Source organism: Streptomyces populi (assembly GCF_002911015.1).
Taxonomy (GTDB): Bacteria; Actinomycetota; Actinomycetes; order Streptomycetales; family Streptomycetaceae; genus Streptomyces; species Streptomyces populi.
Map to the genome: position 1 here is coordinate 21,439 of NZ_KZ626896.1, position 15,486 is coordinate 36,924.

The following is a 15,486-nucleotide window of genomic DNA, read 5'->3' on the forward strand; positions in this document are numbered from 1 at the left end:
GACCGCGATGGAAAGGGGTGTCCCTCGACCGAACACGCTGGCGAGTATGGCTGGCAGCCCGCATCCGTACCGGAAGGGATACGACACACCGTGAAGAACATACGTCGCTCGGCAGCCGTCGCGGCCGTCCTGGCCGCCGGTGCCACCGCCCTCACCATCAGCCCCGCGTCAGCGGCCGACACGACCTGCTCCAGCGGCTACGCCTGCATCTACTACCACCCCAACTACCAGGGGGCCTTCTTCAAGCAGTTCCCCAGCATCCCCAACTACTCCGGCTACACCTTCACGGCCAGCGCCAACGGCAGTGACGGCGCGGGCCAGGGGGTCCGGAACAACGCGGCCTCGGTGGACAACTGGGACTTCAACAACGCCTTCACCGTGTACTACCACATCAACTACACCGGAGCGAGCCAGCGCTTCGCCGCGGGCGGCGGCGGGAACTTCAACAGCACGCTGCGCAACGAGAACGCTTCCGGAAAGTTCGGCTGACCCGGAGGGACGTCCCGACCGACCCAGGTCCGTCCACCGCAGCCTCACGCAGGGGGTGCCCCGCTCCGCACGCCGGGCGGGGCATCCCCGCGCGCCCCGGCCGCACGCTCGGCCGTCCTTGCGTACCCACCCACCGCAACGAGGACACCCGGCTCATGACTTCGTCTCCCGCCTCCGGCCGTCCGAAAGCCGCTGTCGTCCTGGCGACGGCCGCCGCGCTGCTGGCCGGGGGCTGCTCCTCGTCCTCGCCGTCGTCCTCCGGGCCTTCCCGGCCGAAGGGCGCGGCCGTCGCCATGCCGGAGGTCTCCGCCGTGCCGCGGCTGGTCACGGCGGCCGACCGGTCGCTGCCGATCGCCCCCTACCTCCTGAGCGACAAGCAGTCGGACGAGCTGACCGCGGCCCAGGCCAAGCTGACCGAACGGTGCATGACCCGGTTCGGGTTCCGCTACACGTCTCCCGTCCCGGTCCCGGTGTTCAGGCCGAGGACCCCCACCCAGTTCCGTTACGGCGTGACCGACCCCGAGGCGGCGGCGGTCGACGGATTCGCTCCGGCCGGCAGCAGGACCGCCCCGGCGGCCGCCGAGCCCGCGTCGCTGTCCGCGGAGACGACCCTCGTACTGACGGGGACGAACGACCCGCACGTCAAACCCGGCTCCACCGCGGCCGGCGGGCAGGTCTACAAGGGCCGGAAGGTCCCCGTCGGCGGATGCGTCGGTGAGGCGCGGGCACGGTTGCTCTCCGAAGGGCCGGAAGCCGGAGGCGACGCGGAGCTCTCCAACGACATCAACATCGACAGCTTCGAGTCCTCGCGGAAGCATCCCCTGGTCAGAGCCGTGTTCGCCAAGTGGTCGCGGTGCATGGAGGCCCGCGGCTTCTCCTACCCCGACCCGCTCGCGGCCACCGGTGACAGCGCCTGGCACACGAACACCGCGTCGGCGAAGGAGAAGGCGGCGGCCCGCGCCGACGCGGACTGCAAGAGGCGGAACAACGTCGTCGGGGTCTGGTACGCGGTCGACGCCGCCCTGCAACGGCAGGCGATCGAGAAGAACGGCGCGGCTCTGGACAAGATCAAGAAGGCGATCGCCGCCCGGGTGAAGATCGCGGCCGCCGTGCTCGCGGGATGACGGGCCGCACCGGATCAGGCGCCGGGTTCGCGCGCGTACGCGTCGTTGCGGGGAGCGGGTGAACGCCCGTGGCTCGAGTCACGCCGCTCGTACCGTTCACGCCGTTCACGCCGCGACCGTGGTCGAGCCGCTGTCCGGGCCACGCCGCTCCGGACGGGCCCTAGGCCAGGACCGCCGCGCGGACGCACAGGACGTCCGGCAGATGCGAGGCGAGCTGTCGCCAGCTGTCGCCGTCGTCCGCCGACGCGTACACCTCGCCGTTGCGATTGCCGAAGTACACGCCCGCCGGGTCCGCGTCGTCCGTGCACATCGCGTCGCGCAGCACCGTGCCGTAGTGGTCCTCGGAGGGCAGCCCGGCCGTCAGCGGTTCCCAGGTCGTGCCCGCGTCCTCCGTACGGAAGACACGGCAGCGCCGGTCGGCCGGGACCCGGTCCGCGTCGGCGTTGATCGGGAAGACGTAGGCCGTGTCGCCGCGGTGCGGATGCGCCGCCACCGTGAATCCGAAGGTGGACGGAAGGTCCGCGCCGATGTCGGTCCACCGTCCGGCCCCGTCGTCGCTGCGGTACACCCCCCAGTGGTTCTGGAGGTAGAGCCGGTCCGGGTTCGCCGCGTCGCGCGCGACCTTGTGCACGCACTGTCCGAACTCCGGGTTCGGATCCGGCAGGAACACCGCGGAGACACCGGAGTTGGCGGGCTCCCAGCTCGCTCCGCCGTCGGCGGTACGGAAGACCCCGGCCGTGGACACGGCGACCGTCACCGCCCGCGGGTCGCGCTCGTCGGTGAGGACGGTGTGCAGTCCCTCGCCGCCGCCTCCGGGGACCCACTTCGAGCGGGTGGGGTGTTCCCACAGGGGGCGGACGAGTTCGAAGGACTCGCCCCGGTCCTCCGAGCGGTACAGCGCGGCCGGTTCCGTCCCCGCGTACACCACGTCCGGTTCGGCGGCCGCCGGGTGCAACTGCCACACCCGCTCCAGTGAAGCGCCCGTGTCCTTGGGGAACTTGACCGCCGGCCGCGCGGGTTCGGTCCATGTGCGGCCCAGGTCGTCGGAGTGGAACACGGACGGGCCCCAGTGCGCGCTGTCCCCGCCGGCCAGCAGCCGCGGGCGGTCGCCCCGGGAGTCGATCGCGACCGAGTACACGGCTTGTGCGTTGAAGTACGGACTCTCGTCGAACTCCCAGGCGCCGTCGCGCCGTCGCCCGATGAAGAGACCCTTGCGAGTGCCTACCGTGAGCAGTACGTCGGCCATGGCCGGACACCTCCGCGACGTCGTTGTCTGCGCTACGGGCCAGTCTGCACCCCGGCACTGACAGTCACCTCCCGGCCCGGCGTTCCCGCAGCTCGGACGGGCCGTGCCGGCGGACGACGGGGGCCGGCGGCGCCGGTCGCCGGGCCGTGCGCGGGGCGAGCCACGCGGCCCCGCCTCCCCGTGACGGACGAGCCGGCGGGCACGGGATGTGAGCATCGCGCGGAGCGCGCGCGTAAGGGAGGGGGATGTGGTGTGTCCGTGCGGTCGTGAGGAGGGTGCCCTCGATGGCGGCGTTCCGTGGTCCGAAGGTCTGGCTGTGGCGCTGGCGGCGCAACCCGCTACGGCGGCGGAGCGATGTCCTGGAGGCCTGGATCATGCTCGCGGCCTGGGTGTTCACGGTGCTCGGCGGTGCGGTCACGGGCCTGGTGACCGTCCACGCCGTGGAGAACGGTCTCGCGCGGGAGCGCGCGGAGGGGCGCGCCGTCCCCGCCCAGCTGATCGAGGACGCGCCGGGCGTGGGCACGGCCGAGCCCGCCGGGCGCATCGTGTGGACGAGGGTCCGCTGGACGGCGCCGGACGGCACGCCTCGCTCCGGCCAGGTGCGGGTCTCCGCGGGCATCCCGGCGGACACCCCGGTCCTGGTGTGGACCGACCCCGGAGGGAACCTCGTCAACCGGCCCACCGGTGTCGCCGTGGGCCGGTTGCGGGCCTGTCTGACGGGCGTCTTCGTGGGCGCGGGGGCGGGTGTCGTCCCCTTCGGCGTCGGCCGTCTTCTCCGCGGCCGGCTGGAACGCCGGCGCATGGACCGGTGGGACGAGGAGTGGGAACGGATCGGACCGTTGTGGGGCCGGACGGCGAGCTGAGCGGGCGGCGGCCCGAGGAACCCGCCCGGCGCTCCTCTCCCGCCGCTCCGGCCTGATCGCCTCCGCTCCCGCGCCGTCTCGCCGACCCCACCGCTCCGGACCCCGGGCTCCGCCTCCGCTAAGCGGCCTCCAGCGCCGACCGGCAGTCCCGCAGGAGCAGTTCGTCGTCGAGCACGTCGTGGCTGCCGTGGCCTCCGGAACGGGCCCGGTGGCGCCGGGGCGAGGCCAGTTCCGCACGGACCAGGTCGTGGACGGGCGCGCCCGCTCCGCCCATCCGGACGAGGCACGCCGTGATGGTGCCCCGCGTGTACGGGTTCTGCCGCCAGGCGTCACGGAACACCGGCAGGACGGGGCTCGGATCTCCGCCGACGTCCCACAGGGCGCAGGCGGCGGCCGTCCGCTCCCATATCTCGGGGGAGTCCGCCAGGCGGCGCAGTCCCGGGAGCGCGGGTGCGGCCGCCGCCCCCGCGCGGCCGAGGGCCTCGGCCGCCGTCCGGCGACGGCCCGCGTCCCGCTCCGGGGCCAGCGCCCCGAGCAGCGCCGGAAGGACCGCCTCCACGTCCCCCTCCACGGACCGGAGCGCGTCGGCCGCCGCCACCGCGTCCTCGCCCGCCAGCAGCTCCCGCAGCGCCGGTACGGCCTCCTGGGCCCGCGCCCCGAACGCGCCCAGCGTCCTGGTCAGCGCCTTCACCAGGGCGTCCCGGAACCGCAGTTCGCGGGGCGTGCCCTGTAGCAGCCGCAGCACCTCCGGCACGGCCTCGGCGTACCGCAGTGCGCCGAGGCCGTGCAGCAGCGGCGCGGCGCGGTCGTAGGTGTCCGGGGAGCCGAGCGGGACCTCGGCCAGCCGGTCCCGCAGCAGCGGAGCCAGGGGGGCCGCGGCCGGGCCCAGATGCCCGATCACGTACCCGGTCTCGTTCGGTACGGCCGGGTGGCGCAGCACCTCGGCGAGGGCCGGGACCGCCCGCGCGTCCCCGCACCTGGCGAGCGCCTTCAGGGGGCGGTCCAGCGTCGCCCTGCCGTGTCCCCGGAAGTCCGTGCCCGACTCCACGAGGGCGGCGAGCCGGTCGGCCGCCGGAGCCGCCAGGGTGAACAGGAACTCCAGGACGGACACCGCGGCGCCGCGCAACCGCTCCTCGTCCGAGCCGAGTTGCTCGCCGATCAGCGCGACCGGCTCCTCGTACGCGGCCCGCCACTCACGGAACAGGCCCGCCGACATCCAGACCGCGTTGCACCGGTCGGCCGTGTTCCGGCTGCTCAGCTGGCCCTTGAGCAGAGCGATCCGGTCCGCGGTGCGGGCGCCCAGCGCCTGGTGGAGCGTCCGCAGCAGCTGAGCGCCCTCCTCGTCCGCGGGGCGCATGCGGCGCAGACTGCCGATGAGGGTGTCGGAGGACGTCCGGACGGGCTCACCGGTCGGCCGGGTCCCCTGCGACCTGGTGTGGAGCAGGGCGACGACCGTGGGCACGAGATCGGCGGGAAGCCGGTGGGGGGCACACGAGGCGAGCTGTCCGAGCGCCGCGAGCCGCAGTCCGGGGTCGTGCGGGGCGTCGCACAGCGACACCAGACAGTCCACCGCGGGAGCCGCGGAACCGGGGTGCAGCCGGGCGAGGAGCCCGAGGCCCTCGACCAGTGCCGGCCGGACGCCGTCCTCCGGCTCGTCCCGCAGCCGCTCCCTCAACAGAGCCAGGACGCGGGGCGGTTCGCCGTGGAAGCGGACGAGCGCCGACGGCGCGGCACGGCGCACCTCGGGGTCCCCGTCCGTGACGAGGTCCAGGAAGACCGCGGCACCCGCCCGGACCGCCGCGTGCGCCATCGCGTGGTTGTCGTCCTCGAAGTCCTCGTCCTGGCCGTCTCCGGACTCGTCCTCGCCGTCCTCGCCGTCCTCGTCGTCCCCGAGGGCGTCCCCGTCGTCCGATCCCCCGATGCTGGCGAGCAACTCCACGATTCCGCCCCGGTCGGGGAGCCCCGGATGTCCGGCGAGCGCGAAGAGGAAGGGGATGGACGCGAGCGTCGAGTCGTACACGTCGCCCTGGTGGTGCACGGCTCCGTACATCCCGTCGAGCGCGGTCTCCCGCTCCTGGGGGAGCGGCGAGGCGAGCCCCCGCAGCAGCTCCGGCACGTCCGCGGCGCTTCCGTAGGCATGTTCCATCGAGGCCCAGTCGACCTCGTCGATCCCCCTGAACACGGTGTCCTCCCCATGCGTACGGCCATTGATCGTGAGTGTGCACCACGGCACTGACAGTGACGCCCGGGAACCGTCCCGTCGACGGGGCCGGTCCGGCCAACCGCCGGGCGGACGGCCGCTTTCCGACGGTCGGCCGGAGCGAAGCCGTCGACGGCACGGCACGGCACGGCACGGCACGGGGGAGGAGGGCCGTGTGCCCTAGGGGGTGGGGCGGCCGGACCGGGCCGTGGGCGTCGCCCGGGGCGGTGCGGGAAGCGGCCGGTCCGGGCGCGACGGGCGCCGGGAGGCGAACCGGGGCAGGGCGGGCGGGGCGAGGAAGCCCTCCGCCCGGGCCGCGGCGATGCCGATGCGGGGGAGGTCGGCGCTCTTCTCGAAGAGGAGGTAGCGGGGTTCCCAGACCGGCCGGTACTTGGCGTTGGCCCGGTAGAGGGATTCGAGCTGCCACCAGCGCGAGAGGAACGTCAGCACCGAACACCACAGCCGCAGCACGGGTCCCGCGCCCAGCCGGGTGCCACGCTCGAAGACGGACCGGAACATCGCGAAGTTCAGGGAGATCCGCTCGACGCCGAACTCCTCGGCGCGCAGCAGCAGTTCGATCACCATGAACTCCATGAGCCCGTTGTCGGAGTTCCGGTCGCGGCGCATCAGGTCCAGCGAGAGCCCCCGCTCTCCCCACGGCACGAAACTCAGCACGGCCCGGGGCTGCCCGTCGCTGTCGTGGCACTCCAGCATCACGCACCGCCCGTCGGCCGGATCTCCCAGTCGGCCGAGCGCCATGGAGAAACCGCGTTCGGTCTCACCGTCGCGCCACTGGTCGGCCTTGTCGGTCAGGGCGCCCATCTCGGCCTCGGGGATGTCCTCGTGCCGCCGTACGCGGACCGTGTAACCGGCGCGCCGGACCCGCTTGTGCGCCTGCCGGACGCCCCGCATGGCGCGTCCCTCCAGGGTGAAGTCGGACCGGTCCACTATGGCTTCGTCACCGAGCTCCAGGGCGTCCAGGCCGTGCCGGGCGTAGACGGTGCCGGCCTCTTCGCCGGCGCCCATCACCGCGGGTGTCCACGCGTGCCGCCGTGCCTCCCGCAGCCACGCCTCGATCGCGCCGGGCCAGGCCTCCGGGTCGCCGATGGGGTCGCCGGACGCGAGGGTCACGCCGCCGCGGACGCCGTACGCGATCGCCGCCTTGCCGCTCGGGGACCAGATGACCGCCTTGTCGCGGCGCAGCGCGAAGTAGCCGAGGGAGTCGCGTTCCCCGTGCCGGGCGAGCAGGGCACGCAGCCGGGTCTCGTCCTCCTCGCCGAGGAGTTCGAGGCCGCGCGGTGAACGGAAGCACGCGTAGAGCACCAGCAGGAAGGTGGCGGCCACCATGATGTTGACCAGGACGTCGACCCAGCGGGGCGCGACGACGTCGTCGAACCGGTCGGCGAGCGGGCCGACGCTGATTCCGCGCAGCAGGGTGTACGCGATCCGGTCGCTCAGCGGTGTTCCCGCCACGCGGTTGGTGGCGCTGACGAGCAGGGTGCCGAGGGTGGCGCCGACGAGCAGGCCGCCCGCGCCGACGGCCAGCGCGAGACGGGGATTGGAGCGGTCGCCGACGGCGTGGAACTCCTTGCGTCCCAGCAGGAGGGCGACCACGAAGAGAGCGGTGAGCAGGGCCGAGATCCAGTTGAAGACGTGCCGTTGGTAGCGGTCCTGGGTCAACGCCACGGTGTAGAGCGCGAGGAGCGGCCCCGCGAGCAGCAGGTTGAAGATCCACGCGGCCCGTTTGCGGCGCCGCATCACGAGCGCGAGGAACAGCGCCAGCGCTGCCGAGACCAGCCCGGCGGTGGCCAGGTAGGGGGTGAAGAACTCGCCTCCGTTGTGCTCGTGCACCTCTTCGCGGAACGGCAGCGAGATGACGGCGACGATGTTGAGGACGGCGAGCAGCCGCAGGTACCAGACCGTGAACGCGGCGGCTCGTGGCCGGATCCCGTCGCCCGCTCGTCCGGACCGGGTCTCGCGGCGCGGGTTCGCGTTCCGCTGTTCCGGGATGAGCGCTGACTGTTGTGCGGACACCGTGGAGCATCACCTTGGGGGAGGCCGGGAGAACCGGTGGGGACAGAGGCCGGAACACTACATCCTGTAGGGAAGAGTGGGGTCATGGCCAGGCGGGAGCGGCGTGAGGAGGTAAGGAGCTGTTGAGAATACGGACCGCCGGTCCGGTCGTGCCTGTCCGGCGGGCGGGGCACCCGTCCCGGATTCCTCAGTGGCGGCGCGACGCCTCCCGGTCACGGCCCGGGTTCCCGGCGCGCCCGCCCGGGTGCGGCCCCCCGCCGCCGCGGAACGGGCGGTCGCGCGTGGTCGCCCACCACAGGAGGTCGCCGAGCGCCGCGCCCGCCGAGACCAGGGCCGCGATCACCCCGGCCATGGTCAGTCCGTCGCCGAGGTGCGGGCGTCCGTGCAGGGCGTGCAGGTCGAACCCGCACAGGTGGTACACGCCCAGCGCGGCGATCCCGAGACTCGGCACGAGCAGTGCCAGCACGGACGCCGGTCCGCGTGCCGAGCGCTCCGCGTCACGTTCCTTCACGGGTTCCCTCTGGTGTACGACGCTCACCGCCGGGACCCTACAGCACGTAGGGTCGCCGTGTCCTGGCCCTGTTTCCATCGCGCTCCGGCGGATACCCCGGGCGACGGCCGTCATGCGGGACCGGGACGTCCGGGCCGCGTGATCCGGATCACGGGCACGCCCCCCGTCCGGTGGCCGGCCGATCTCCTGCCCCCATGGCGTCCGGCCCCGGGTGCGAGGACGGGGCCGTCGCGACCGCCGGCCGGTGTACGCGCGTGCCGCGGGCCGTGATGTTCTCGACCGTCCGCGCGGTGTTTCCCGGGGCGTGCTCCGCAGCGCTTTCTCGGTCGCGCGGTCCCTCGCGCGCACCGGTACGGGCCGGGGAGCCGGGCAGGCCGACCGTGCCTCTGCGACTCCGCTGGCTCTGCCGGCGCCTCGTACCGGCCGGGCATCCGGGTGCGCCGGCGCTCCTCGGCGCGGACCGGCGGACCTGGCGGGTGGCGGACGGACGCGCCGTCCCGACGCCCGGCGCCGTCCCGGCGTCTTCGTGGTCCGGTGCCTACACGGACCGGTGGTACTGCTCGGGTACGCGGACCTCGGCCCCGAGTTCGCGGGCCGCGAGTCGGGCGAAGGACGGGTTGCGCAGCAACTCCCTTCCCAGCAGCACCGCGTCGGCCTCCCCGTTGGCGACGATCTTCTCGGCCTGCTCCGCCCCAGTGATGAGACCGACGGCGGCGACGGCCAGGGAGGTCTCCCGCTTCACCCGTGCGGCGAACGGGACTTGATAGCCGGGTCCGACGGGAATGCGTACGCCGGAGGCGTTTCCGCCCGTGGAGACGTCGAGCAGGTCCACGCCGTGCTCGTGCAGTTCGGCGGCGAAGCGGACGGTGTCGTCCACGCTCCAGCCCGCTTCCTCCAGCCAGTCGGTGGCGGAGATGCGGAAGAAGAGCGGCTTGCCCTCGGGCCAGACCTCCCGTACGGCGTCGACGACTTCGAGGGCGAACCGGGTGCGGTTCTCGTAGGAGCCGCCGTACGCGTCGGTGCGGTGGTTGGAGTGGGGGGAGAGGAACTCGTTGATGAGGTAGCCGTGGGCGCCGTGGATCTCGACGATCTCGAAGCCCGCGGCCAGGGCGCGGCGGGCCGCGTCCGCGAACTGGCCCACGATCTCGCGGATCCCGTCCACCGTCAGCTCGTCGGGGACCGGGTGGTTCTCGTCGAACGCGACCGCGCTCGGGGCGAGCGCCCGCCAGCCGTGCGCGTCCGGGCCGACGGGGGCGCCGCCCTTCCAGGGGCGGTCGGTCGAGGACTTGCGCCCGCCGTGGCCGAGCTGCACCGCCGGCACCGTGCCCTGCGCGGTCAGGAAGCCGGTGATGCGACGGAAGGCCTCGACCTGGGTGTCGTTCCAGATGCCCAGGTCGTACGGGGAGATCCGGCCCTCGGGGGAGACGGCGGTCGCCTCGACGATGACCAGCCCCGTCCCTCCGGTGGCACGGGCCGCGTAGTGCGCGAAGTGCCAGTCGTGCGGGGCGCCCGCCGAGGGGCCGTCGGGCGCGGCCGAGTACTGGCACATCGGGGGCATCCACACCCGGTTGGGGATGGTGACGTCGCGCAGGACGCAGGGCTCGAAGAGGGCGCTCACGGCCGACTCCATTCATGGCGGGACCGGTATGTGCCTCGTACGATAAACCTCGTAGTACGGCGAATGTCAAACTACGATGGGTCTCGTACAATGACGGTGTCGGGTGAAGCCGACGATGCCGAGGTGAGGGGGCGAAGGCCGAGGCCCCCGGACGAAGTGGAGCCGCCGTGACACCCCCCGCCGCCAGTGGCCGTGATCTGCCGCACCCCGTGCGGGAGGAGATCCGCCTGGAGTCGGTGCTGCACGCCCTGTCGGACCCGATGCGGCTCCGGATCGTCCGCGAACTCGCCGCCGAGGGCCGCGAACTCTCCTGCTCGGACTTCGCCCTGCCGGTCACCAAGTCCACGACGACGCACCACTTCCGGGTGCTCCGTGAGAGCGGGGTCGTCCGCCAGGTCTACCGCGGCACCGCGAAGCTGAACGGCCTGCGCGCGGACGACCTCGACGCGCTCTTCCCCGGACTCCTCGACCGCGTCCTGGAGGCCGCCGACCGGCAGGCCGGGCGCGTCTGACGCCGTGACGGACCGCGTCCGGCGCCACCGGAACCGCCGGACGTCCGTGGTCAGGACCTCGCCGTCCGCGCCGCCGTCCGCAGCGCGTCCCAGCCGGGCAGCTTGACCACGTCACGGCCCAGCCTGGCCCCCAGTTCCGCCTCGGCCCGCTCGATCGCCTGCCAACCGGCCCATTCCACCGGCCGTACCCCCTCGGCCCGCAGTGCCGCGAGCGGGTCGTCGGCGGCCTGTCGCCGCAGGAGTGCGGGGGCGTCCTCCAGCAGGGAGGCCACCGTCTCCTTCGCGCACGGACGATTGGTCCCGATGACCCCGGTGGGGCCCCGCTTGATCCAGCCCGCCACGTACTCGCCCGGCGCGACCACGCCGTCCCGCAGGACCCGACCCGCCCGCTGCGGCACCGTGCCGCGCTCGGCATCGAACGGCATTCCGCCCAGGGGCACCCCGCGATAGCCCACCGAGCGCAGCACCAGCTGGGCCTCTATCTCCTCGAACCGGCCGGTTCCCCTCACCCCGCCCGCTCCGTCCGGCGCCGTCCGCTCGAAGCGCACCGCGCCCACCCGGCCGCCGTCGGCGAGGAGTTCGACGGGCCGCAGGAAGAAGCGCGGGCGGATGAGGCGCGGGCGGCCCGGCGGCGCGGCTGACGCCCAGTCCCTGAGGACCTCCACGTTGCGGCGCCGCGCGGCGGGCAGTCCCGACGGATCGAGGTAGTCCGGATCGAGCGCCAGTTCCGTCTCGTCCACGCTGATGCCGGCCTGCGGCAGGCCGCCCAGCTCGCGCAGCTCCTTGGTGGTGAAGCGGGCCTGCGAGGGTCCGCGCCGCCCGACCATGCTGATCTCGGTGATCTCACTGGCCGCCAGCGCGCCGAGCGCCGCCTGGGGTATGTCGGTGGGGCTCAGCTCGGGCGCGGTGCGGGCCAGGATCCGGGTCACGTCGACGGCGACGTTCCCGACGCCGATGACGACGGCCGAGCGGGCGCCGGCCACGAATCCGTCGGCCACGGAGTCGGGGTGCGCGCTGTACCAGGACACGAACTCGGTCGCCGACCAGCTGCCGGGCAGGTCCTCGCCGGGCACGCCGAGGCGCCGGTCGGCGGCGGCGCCGACGCAGTACACGACCGCGTGGTACAGCTCCCGCAGTCGAGTCACGGGCACTCCGCCGGGTCCCACCTCGACGCCGCCGAGGAAGCGCACCCGCTCGTCCTCCAGTACGGTGCGCAGATTGTTCTGGAGCGACTTGATCTTCTCGTGGTCGGGCGCCACGCCGTAGCGCACCAGGCCGTACGGGCAGGGCAGCCGGTCCAGGACGTCGACGCGGACGTCGGGAGGCCCGCTCCGCTGGACAAGCCCCTGCGCGCTGTAGACCCCGCTGGGTCCCGAACCCACGACGGCGACACGCAGCACGGCGGAACTCCTCACCCGAGGGATCAGGAAGATCGCTGACAGGACATCGCTGGTGCTCCCAGGATCGCACCACCGGGTGCTCCGCTGACAGGGTGCGGTGCGTACCGGTCGCGCGCGTGTCCATTCTGTCGGTTGTGATCATGCGGTTACGTTCCGTGCGTGCTGGATGCATCGTTTCTCAATCTGTCCGACCGCTGCCGCGCGGACGGCGACGTGTCCGTGTGGCCCGCCTGGGAGGTGCGGGAGTCCGGGACGGGTGTCACGTCCTGGTACAACGTCCGGCTGGCCTTCACGGACGGTGCCCGGGTCGACCTGCTCGCCGTGCTGTCGGAGGCGGCCCTGTCGATCGAGGACGTGCGGGCCGATCCGCCCCTCTCGCTGGACGATCTCGCGGTGGTCGCCGAATGGATCGAGGAACCGCTGTCCGAGGTGTGCGGCAGCCGTCTCGGCCCCGGCCGCGACGGGGACCGGGAGGGTCGGGCGCGGCGCGCCCGCCCCGCCTGGCCGCGGGGTGCCGAGGGCCGCCGGCTGGTCGCGGAGGAGTACCGGGCCGCGCAGGGGGAGGGGCTGGACCCGGTGCTCGCCGTCATGGACGCCACCGGCCGCAGCCGCCGCGAGTCCCTGAGGCTGATCGCGGGGGCCCGTGACGCCGGATTCCTGACGCCTCGTCACGTCCGTCGCTGACCGCGGCCGGGCGCGTGCTCGTTCCCTTCGCGCGGGCCCGGCGTCCGGGCCCGCGTCCTCGCGCGGCGCGGCTACTCGGGCCGGCCGTCCTCCGGCGCCGGACCGGTCGCGAAGAAGCGGGACAGATCCGTCTCGCGGGGGCCGTTCCGGGTCCCGGTGTCCGGCGGCGCTCCCATTTCCCAGTCCAGCCGGTAGCGCTTGAACAGTTCGGCCCGCAGGACCGGGACCTTCATCGGCACGCCCGGCACCAGCGCCGAGTAGACCGCACCCATGAGCAGGGCGCGCAGCATCGGGTAATCGGCCGCCACCTGCTCCGATCCGTACCGCGCGACGGTGTCCCCGAGCAGCTCCGAGAGCCGTACCTGTTCGGGGCACTGGACGAACCCCTCGGCCTGGAGCAGTCCGGCCATGTGCTGCCGCATCAGCACCGGCTGGTCCTGGGTGAGGCCCAGGATCGCGTCGATGGCCCGCGCCATCCGCTCCCGGCCGTCCTCGCTGCGCGGCTCGCGTTCGAGGGCTTCCTCCAGCGTGCGGTGCATCAGCCGGTGCACCGCCGACTGCAGGAGCTGGCGTTTGCCGGGGAAGTAGTACGAGACGAGTCCGCGCGCCGATCCCGCGCGATCCGCGATGTCCCCGAGGGTCGTGGCGTCGTAACCGCGCTCGCTCACGAGCTCCACCGCGGCCTGCAGCAGCCGTTCCCGGGAACGCCGCCGCAACTCTTCATTGACCGAGGCGCTTCGCGGGGACATGCTGTAACTCCTGCGTTGACTGGCTGCCAGCCAACTATACTCAACGCGTCCGGATCCAGGCCCTCCACGGGGCGGTTCCGGGCTGCCGCCGACCTGGGGCGACGCGGGGGATCGCCTCAGGTCGGACGGGCGGCGGGCGTCGGGGCGGGCGCGCAGCCGGTCGGTGACCGCGCGTCAGCCGGTCGGCGGGTTCGGCGGCACATCACCGACGGGGGCTTTTCCGTCGTCGCCGCGAGGCGGGATTCCGGGCGACGGGCGACCCGGGAGAGACGAACAACCGCTTCCGCGTGGGCCCGTGAAGGTGCGTCAGGTCGAGCACCGGCCGTGCGGGAACGGGCCGAGGACCCGGCCCGGAGTCGTCGGGCTACCCCAGTGCCCGAAGCCCCGGCGCGAACGCCACGACGACCGGTACGACCGGCACCAGTGCGGCCGCCGCCGTCAGTTGCAGCCTGCGGGCCGCCGGGAGCCGGTCCCGGGGGGTGAGGAGACGGTCGACGCGCTGGGGGACGTACGCGTCCGGGGCCGACCCGGGGCCGAACACGCCCCGGTCCTCGTTGAGTTCGACCAGGGCGAGGGCGATCGCGAGCCGGCCGAAGCGACGTGACGCCATGTCGTCGGCGGCGAGTTCGACGAGTCGGTGCATCTCGTCGCGGAACGCGGCGAACACGGGCACCTGCGGAAACCCGTTGGCCAGCGCCGCCGAACAGTGCAGCAGCCAGTCGTGCCGGGCCCGCGCGTGCCCCTGCTCATGGGCGAGCACGGCATCCAGCTGACGCCCCTTGAGCCGGCGCAACGCGGCCGTGGTGATGACCAGTTGGGGAGCGGTGCCGGGCAGCCGCCAGGCGTCGGGGCGCTCCCCCTCCAGGACGACGAGACGGTCGTCCCCGGGCTCCTCGCCCGGCAACAGCGGCGCGCGCAGCAGCAGTTCGGACCGGCTCTGCCGACGGCGCAGCCGTGCCCGCACGACCTCGCGCGCCAGCATCGCCGCGGTCCAGGCGCCGCCGCACGCGAGCGCCACGGCCGTGGCGGCCGCCCAGGGAGCACCCGCCCCCGGCGCGTAGGCGTCGACGACCGAGGCCGGTGCGCCGTCGAAGACATGGCCGCGCACGGCCACCCAGGCGGCGGACGCGCTCAGCGTCATCGACAGGACGCAGCACAGCAGGACGGCCGCCACCACGCATTGCCACACCCACAGGGCGACCACGGGTTCCCGGTCCGGCCAGTCGGCCCGTGCGAGCAGTCGCGGAGCGACCACGGAGGCAAGGGCGCCGAGCAGCAACAGTGCCGCGGGAACCATCATGGCCGAAGCCTATGGAGCGGGGCCCGCCGCTGGATACGGCCGACGACTCCAAGTGACGTACGCCACGGCCTCGTGCCGCGCCCGGACTCCCGCCGGGCGCCCTCGACTTCGGAGCGCGACCGGGCGTTCGGGGCGCGGCCGCGCCTCCGGAGGCCGGAGGGCGAACGGCGTCAGAGCGTGACCAGCATCGCCAGCATCGCGATCCCCATCGACAGGCGGCAGGCCTGGGAGAGTTCGGGACGGTCGCCCCAGCCGACGGCGTGTACCGCCGGACCCGGTGCGACGGCCAGGGGCAGGAGACGGACGCCCGAGCGGAGCACGTAGCCGGTGAAGTACAGCAGGAGCGCTCCGGTGAGGACGGGGACGCCGGTACCGCCGTGGACGTGGTGGGCCGGTGCGCCGGTCATCACCGCCGCCATGTAGGCCATCGCGACGGTACCCATCAGATGGTGCAGGTGGTGCCGGCTGCCGCGGGCCGTCCACAGCGCGCGCAGCGCGGCGGCGCCGAAGACGGCCGTGCAGGCGAGCCAGGCCCAGCGCGGCGGAGTCACCACGGCCGCCGGTACGGCCATCGCGGCCATGCCGAACCCCATGAGTGCCTCGCCGCCCGCCGTACGGCGCTGTTCCTCGACCGGGCTGCGCATCCGCAGCAGGCAGTAGGCCCCGGTCGCCGCGCACAGCGCGACGAGCAGCCAGCCGGGTGAAGCCGGTCCGTGCACCGCGTACCTCCCCGCTCGACGATGCCGGACACGCGAC

General features: G+C 73.7%; 14 protein-coding genes. 5 read left to right on the top strand and 9 right to left on the bottom strand.

The window, feature by feature from the left end; translation table 11 throughout:
• The first annotated feature begins 90 nt into the window (after positions 1-90).
• Entirely contained in the window at positions 91-489 is a 399-nt protein-coding gene (locus CW362_RS25940; protein ID WP_162684232.1) for a peptidase inhibitor family I36 protein, read from the top strand.
• A gap of 155 nt (positions 490-644) precedes the next feature.
• Positions 645-1,613, top strand: a complete 969-nt coding sequence (locus tag CW362_RS25945) for a hypothetical protein (RefSeq protein WP_103551948.1) — start codon at positions 645-647, stop codon at positions 1,611-1,613.
• 160 nt (positions 1,614-1,773) lie between these two features.
• Here CW362_RS25945 and CW362_RS25950 read toward each other — a convergent pair whose 3' ends face one another.
• The gene (locus tag CW362_RS25950; RefSeq protein WP_103551949.1) at positions 1,774-2,859 is read right to left on the bottom strand and encodes a WD40/YVTN/BNR-like repeat-containing protein; all 1,086 of its coding nucleotides are present in this window, start codon (positions 2,857-2,859) and stop codon (positions 1,774-1,776) included.
• A 284-nt stretch (positions 2,860-3,143) separates the two neighbouring features.
• Here CW362_RS25950 and CW362_RS25955 point away from each other — a divergent pair, with 284 nt between their 5' ends.
• Complete coding sequence (locus CW362_RS25955; RefSeq protein ID WP_103551950.1) at positions 3,144-3,722, top strand: Rv1733c family protein; 579 nt, start codon at positions 3,144-3,146, stop codon at positions 3,720-3,722.
• A gap of 118 nt (positions 3,723-3,840) precedes the next feature.
• Here the strand turns inward: CW362_RS25955 and CW362_RS25960 are convergent, their stop codons facing one another.
• From CW362_RS25960 to CW362_RS25975, 4 genes are all read right to left on the bottom strand, one after another.
• Positions 3,841-5,904 carry a HEAT repeat domain-containing protein gene (locus CW362_RS25960; RefSeq protein WP_103551951.1) on the bottom strand — a complete coding sequence of 688 codons (2,064 nt, stop codon included), beginning with the start codon at positions 5,902-5,904 and terminating at the stop codon, positions 3,841-3,843.
• Between the two features lie 198 nt (positions 5,905-6,102).
• The gene (locus tag CW362_RS25965; protein ID WP_240658050.1) at positions 6,103-7,956 is read right to left on the bottom strand and encodes a phosphatidylglycerol lysyltransferase domain-containing protein; all 1,854 of its coding nucleotides are present in this window, start codon (positions 7,954-7,956) and stop codon (positions 6,103-6,105) included.
• Positions 7,957-8,143: 187 nt separating this feature from the next.
• On the bottom strand, positions 8,144-8,494 hold the full coding sequence (locus tag CW362_RS25970) for a hypothetical protein (RefSeq protein WP_103551952.1): 351 nt from the start codon (positions 8,492-8,494) through the stop codon (positions 8,144-8,146).
• 511 nt (positions 8,495-9,005) lie between these two features.
• Positions 9,006-10,085 carry an NADH:flavin oxidoreductase/NADH oxidase gene (locus tag CW362_RS25975; RefSeq protein WP_103551980.1) on the bottom strand — a complete coding sequence of 360 codons (1,080 nt, stop codon included), beginning with the start codon at positions 10,083-10,085 and terminating at the stop codon, positions 9,006-9,008.
• A gap of 167 nt (positions 10,086-10,252) precedes the next feature.
• Here CW362_RS25975 and CW362_RS25980 point away from each other — a divergent pair, with 167 nt between their 5' ends.
• Positions 10,253-10,597 carry an ArsR/SmtB family transcription factor gene (locus CW362_RS25980; protein ID WP_103551953.1) on the top strand — a complete coding sequence of 115 codons (345 nt, stop codon included), beginning with the start codon at positions 10,253-10,255 and terminating at the stop codon, positions 10,595-10,597.
• Between the two features lie 50 nt (positions 10,598-10,647).
• Here the strand turns inward: CW362_RS25980 and CW362_RS25985 are convergent, their stop codons facing one another.
• Complete coding sequence (locus tag CW362_RS25985; RefSeq protein ID WP_103551954.1) at positions 10,648-11,997, bottom strand: FAD-dependent oxidoreductase; 1,350 nt, start codon at positions 11,995-11,997, stop codon at positions 10,648-10,650.
• A 213-nt stretch (positions 11,998-12,210) separates the two neighbouring features.
• Here CW362_RS25985 and CW362_RS25990 point away from each other — a divergent pair, with 213 nt between their 5' ends.
• Complete coding sequence (locus CW362_RS25990; protein WP_103551955.1) at positions 12,211-12,681, top strand: DUF6214 family protein; 471 nt, start codon at positions 12,211-12,213, stop codon at positions 12,679-12,681.
• Between the two features lie 71 nt (positions 12,682-12,752).
• Here the strand turns inward: CW362_RS25990 and CW362_RS25995 are convergent, their stop codons facing one another.
• The 3 genes from CW362_RS25995 to CW362_RS26005 form a co-directional block, all read right to left on the bottom strand.
• Positions 12,753-13,430 carry a TetR/AcrR family transcriptional regulator gene (locus CW362_RS25995; RefSeq protein WP_103551956.1) on the bottom strand — a complete coding sequence of 226 codons (678 nt, stop codon included), beginning with the start codon at positions 13,428-13,430 and terminating at the stop codon, positions 12,753-12,755.
• Between the two features lie 364 nt (positions 13,431-13,794).
• Positions 13,795-14,730 (bottom strand): M56 family metallopeptidase, encoded by a 936-nt coding sequence (locus CW362_RS26000; protein WP_103551957.1) that lies wholly within the window; start codon positions 14,728-14,730, stop codon positions 13,795-13,797.
• A gap of 170 nt (positions 14,731-14,900) precedes the next feature.
• On the bottom strand, positions 14,901-15,449 hold the full coding sequence (locus tag CW362_RS26005; RefSeq protein ID WP_103551958.1) for a DUF5134 domain-containing protein: 549 nt from the start codon (positions 15,447-15,449) through the stop codon (positions 14,901-14,903).
• Positions 15,450-15,486: the final 37 nt, after the last annotated feature.

Bases quoted from the DNA above. Each gene is read 5' to 3' on its own strand.
- CW362_RS26000 (WP_103551957.1), bottom strand. From the start codon at position 14,730: ATGATGGTTCCCGCGGCACTGTTGCTGCTCGGCGCCCTTGCCTCCGTG.
- CW362_RS25955 (WP_103551950.1), top strand. From the start codon at position 3,144: ATGGCGGCGTTCCGTGGTCCGAAGGTCTGGCTGTGGCGCTGGCGGCGC.
- CW362_RS25945 (WP_103551948.1), top strand. From the start codon at position 645: ATGACTTCGTCTCCCGCCTCCGGCCGTCCGAAAGCCGCTGTCGTCCTG.
- CW362_RS25950 (WP_103551949.1), bottom strand. From the start codon at position 2,859: ATGGCCGACGTACTGCTCACGGTAGGCACTCGCAAGGGTCTCTTCATC.
- CW362_RS25995 (WP_103551956.1), bottom strand. From the start codon at position 13,430: ATGTCCCCGCGAAGCGCCTCGGTCAATGAAGAGTTGCGGCGGCGTTCC.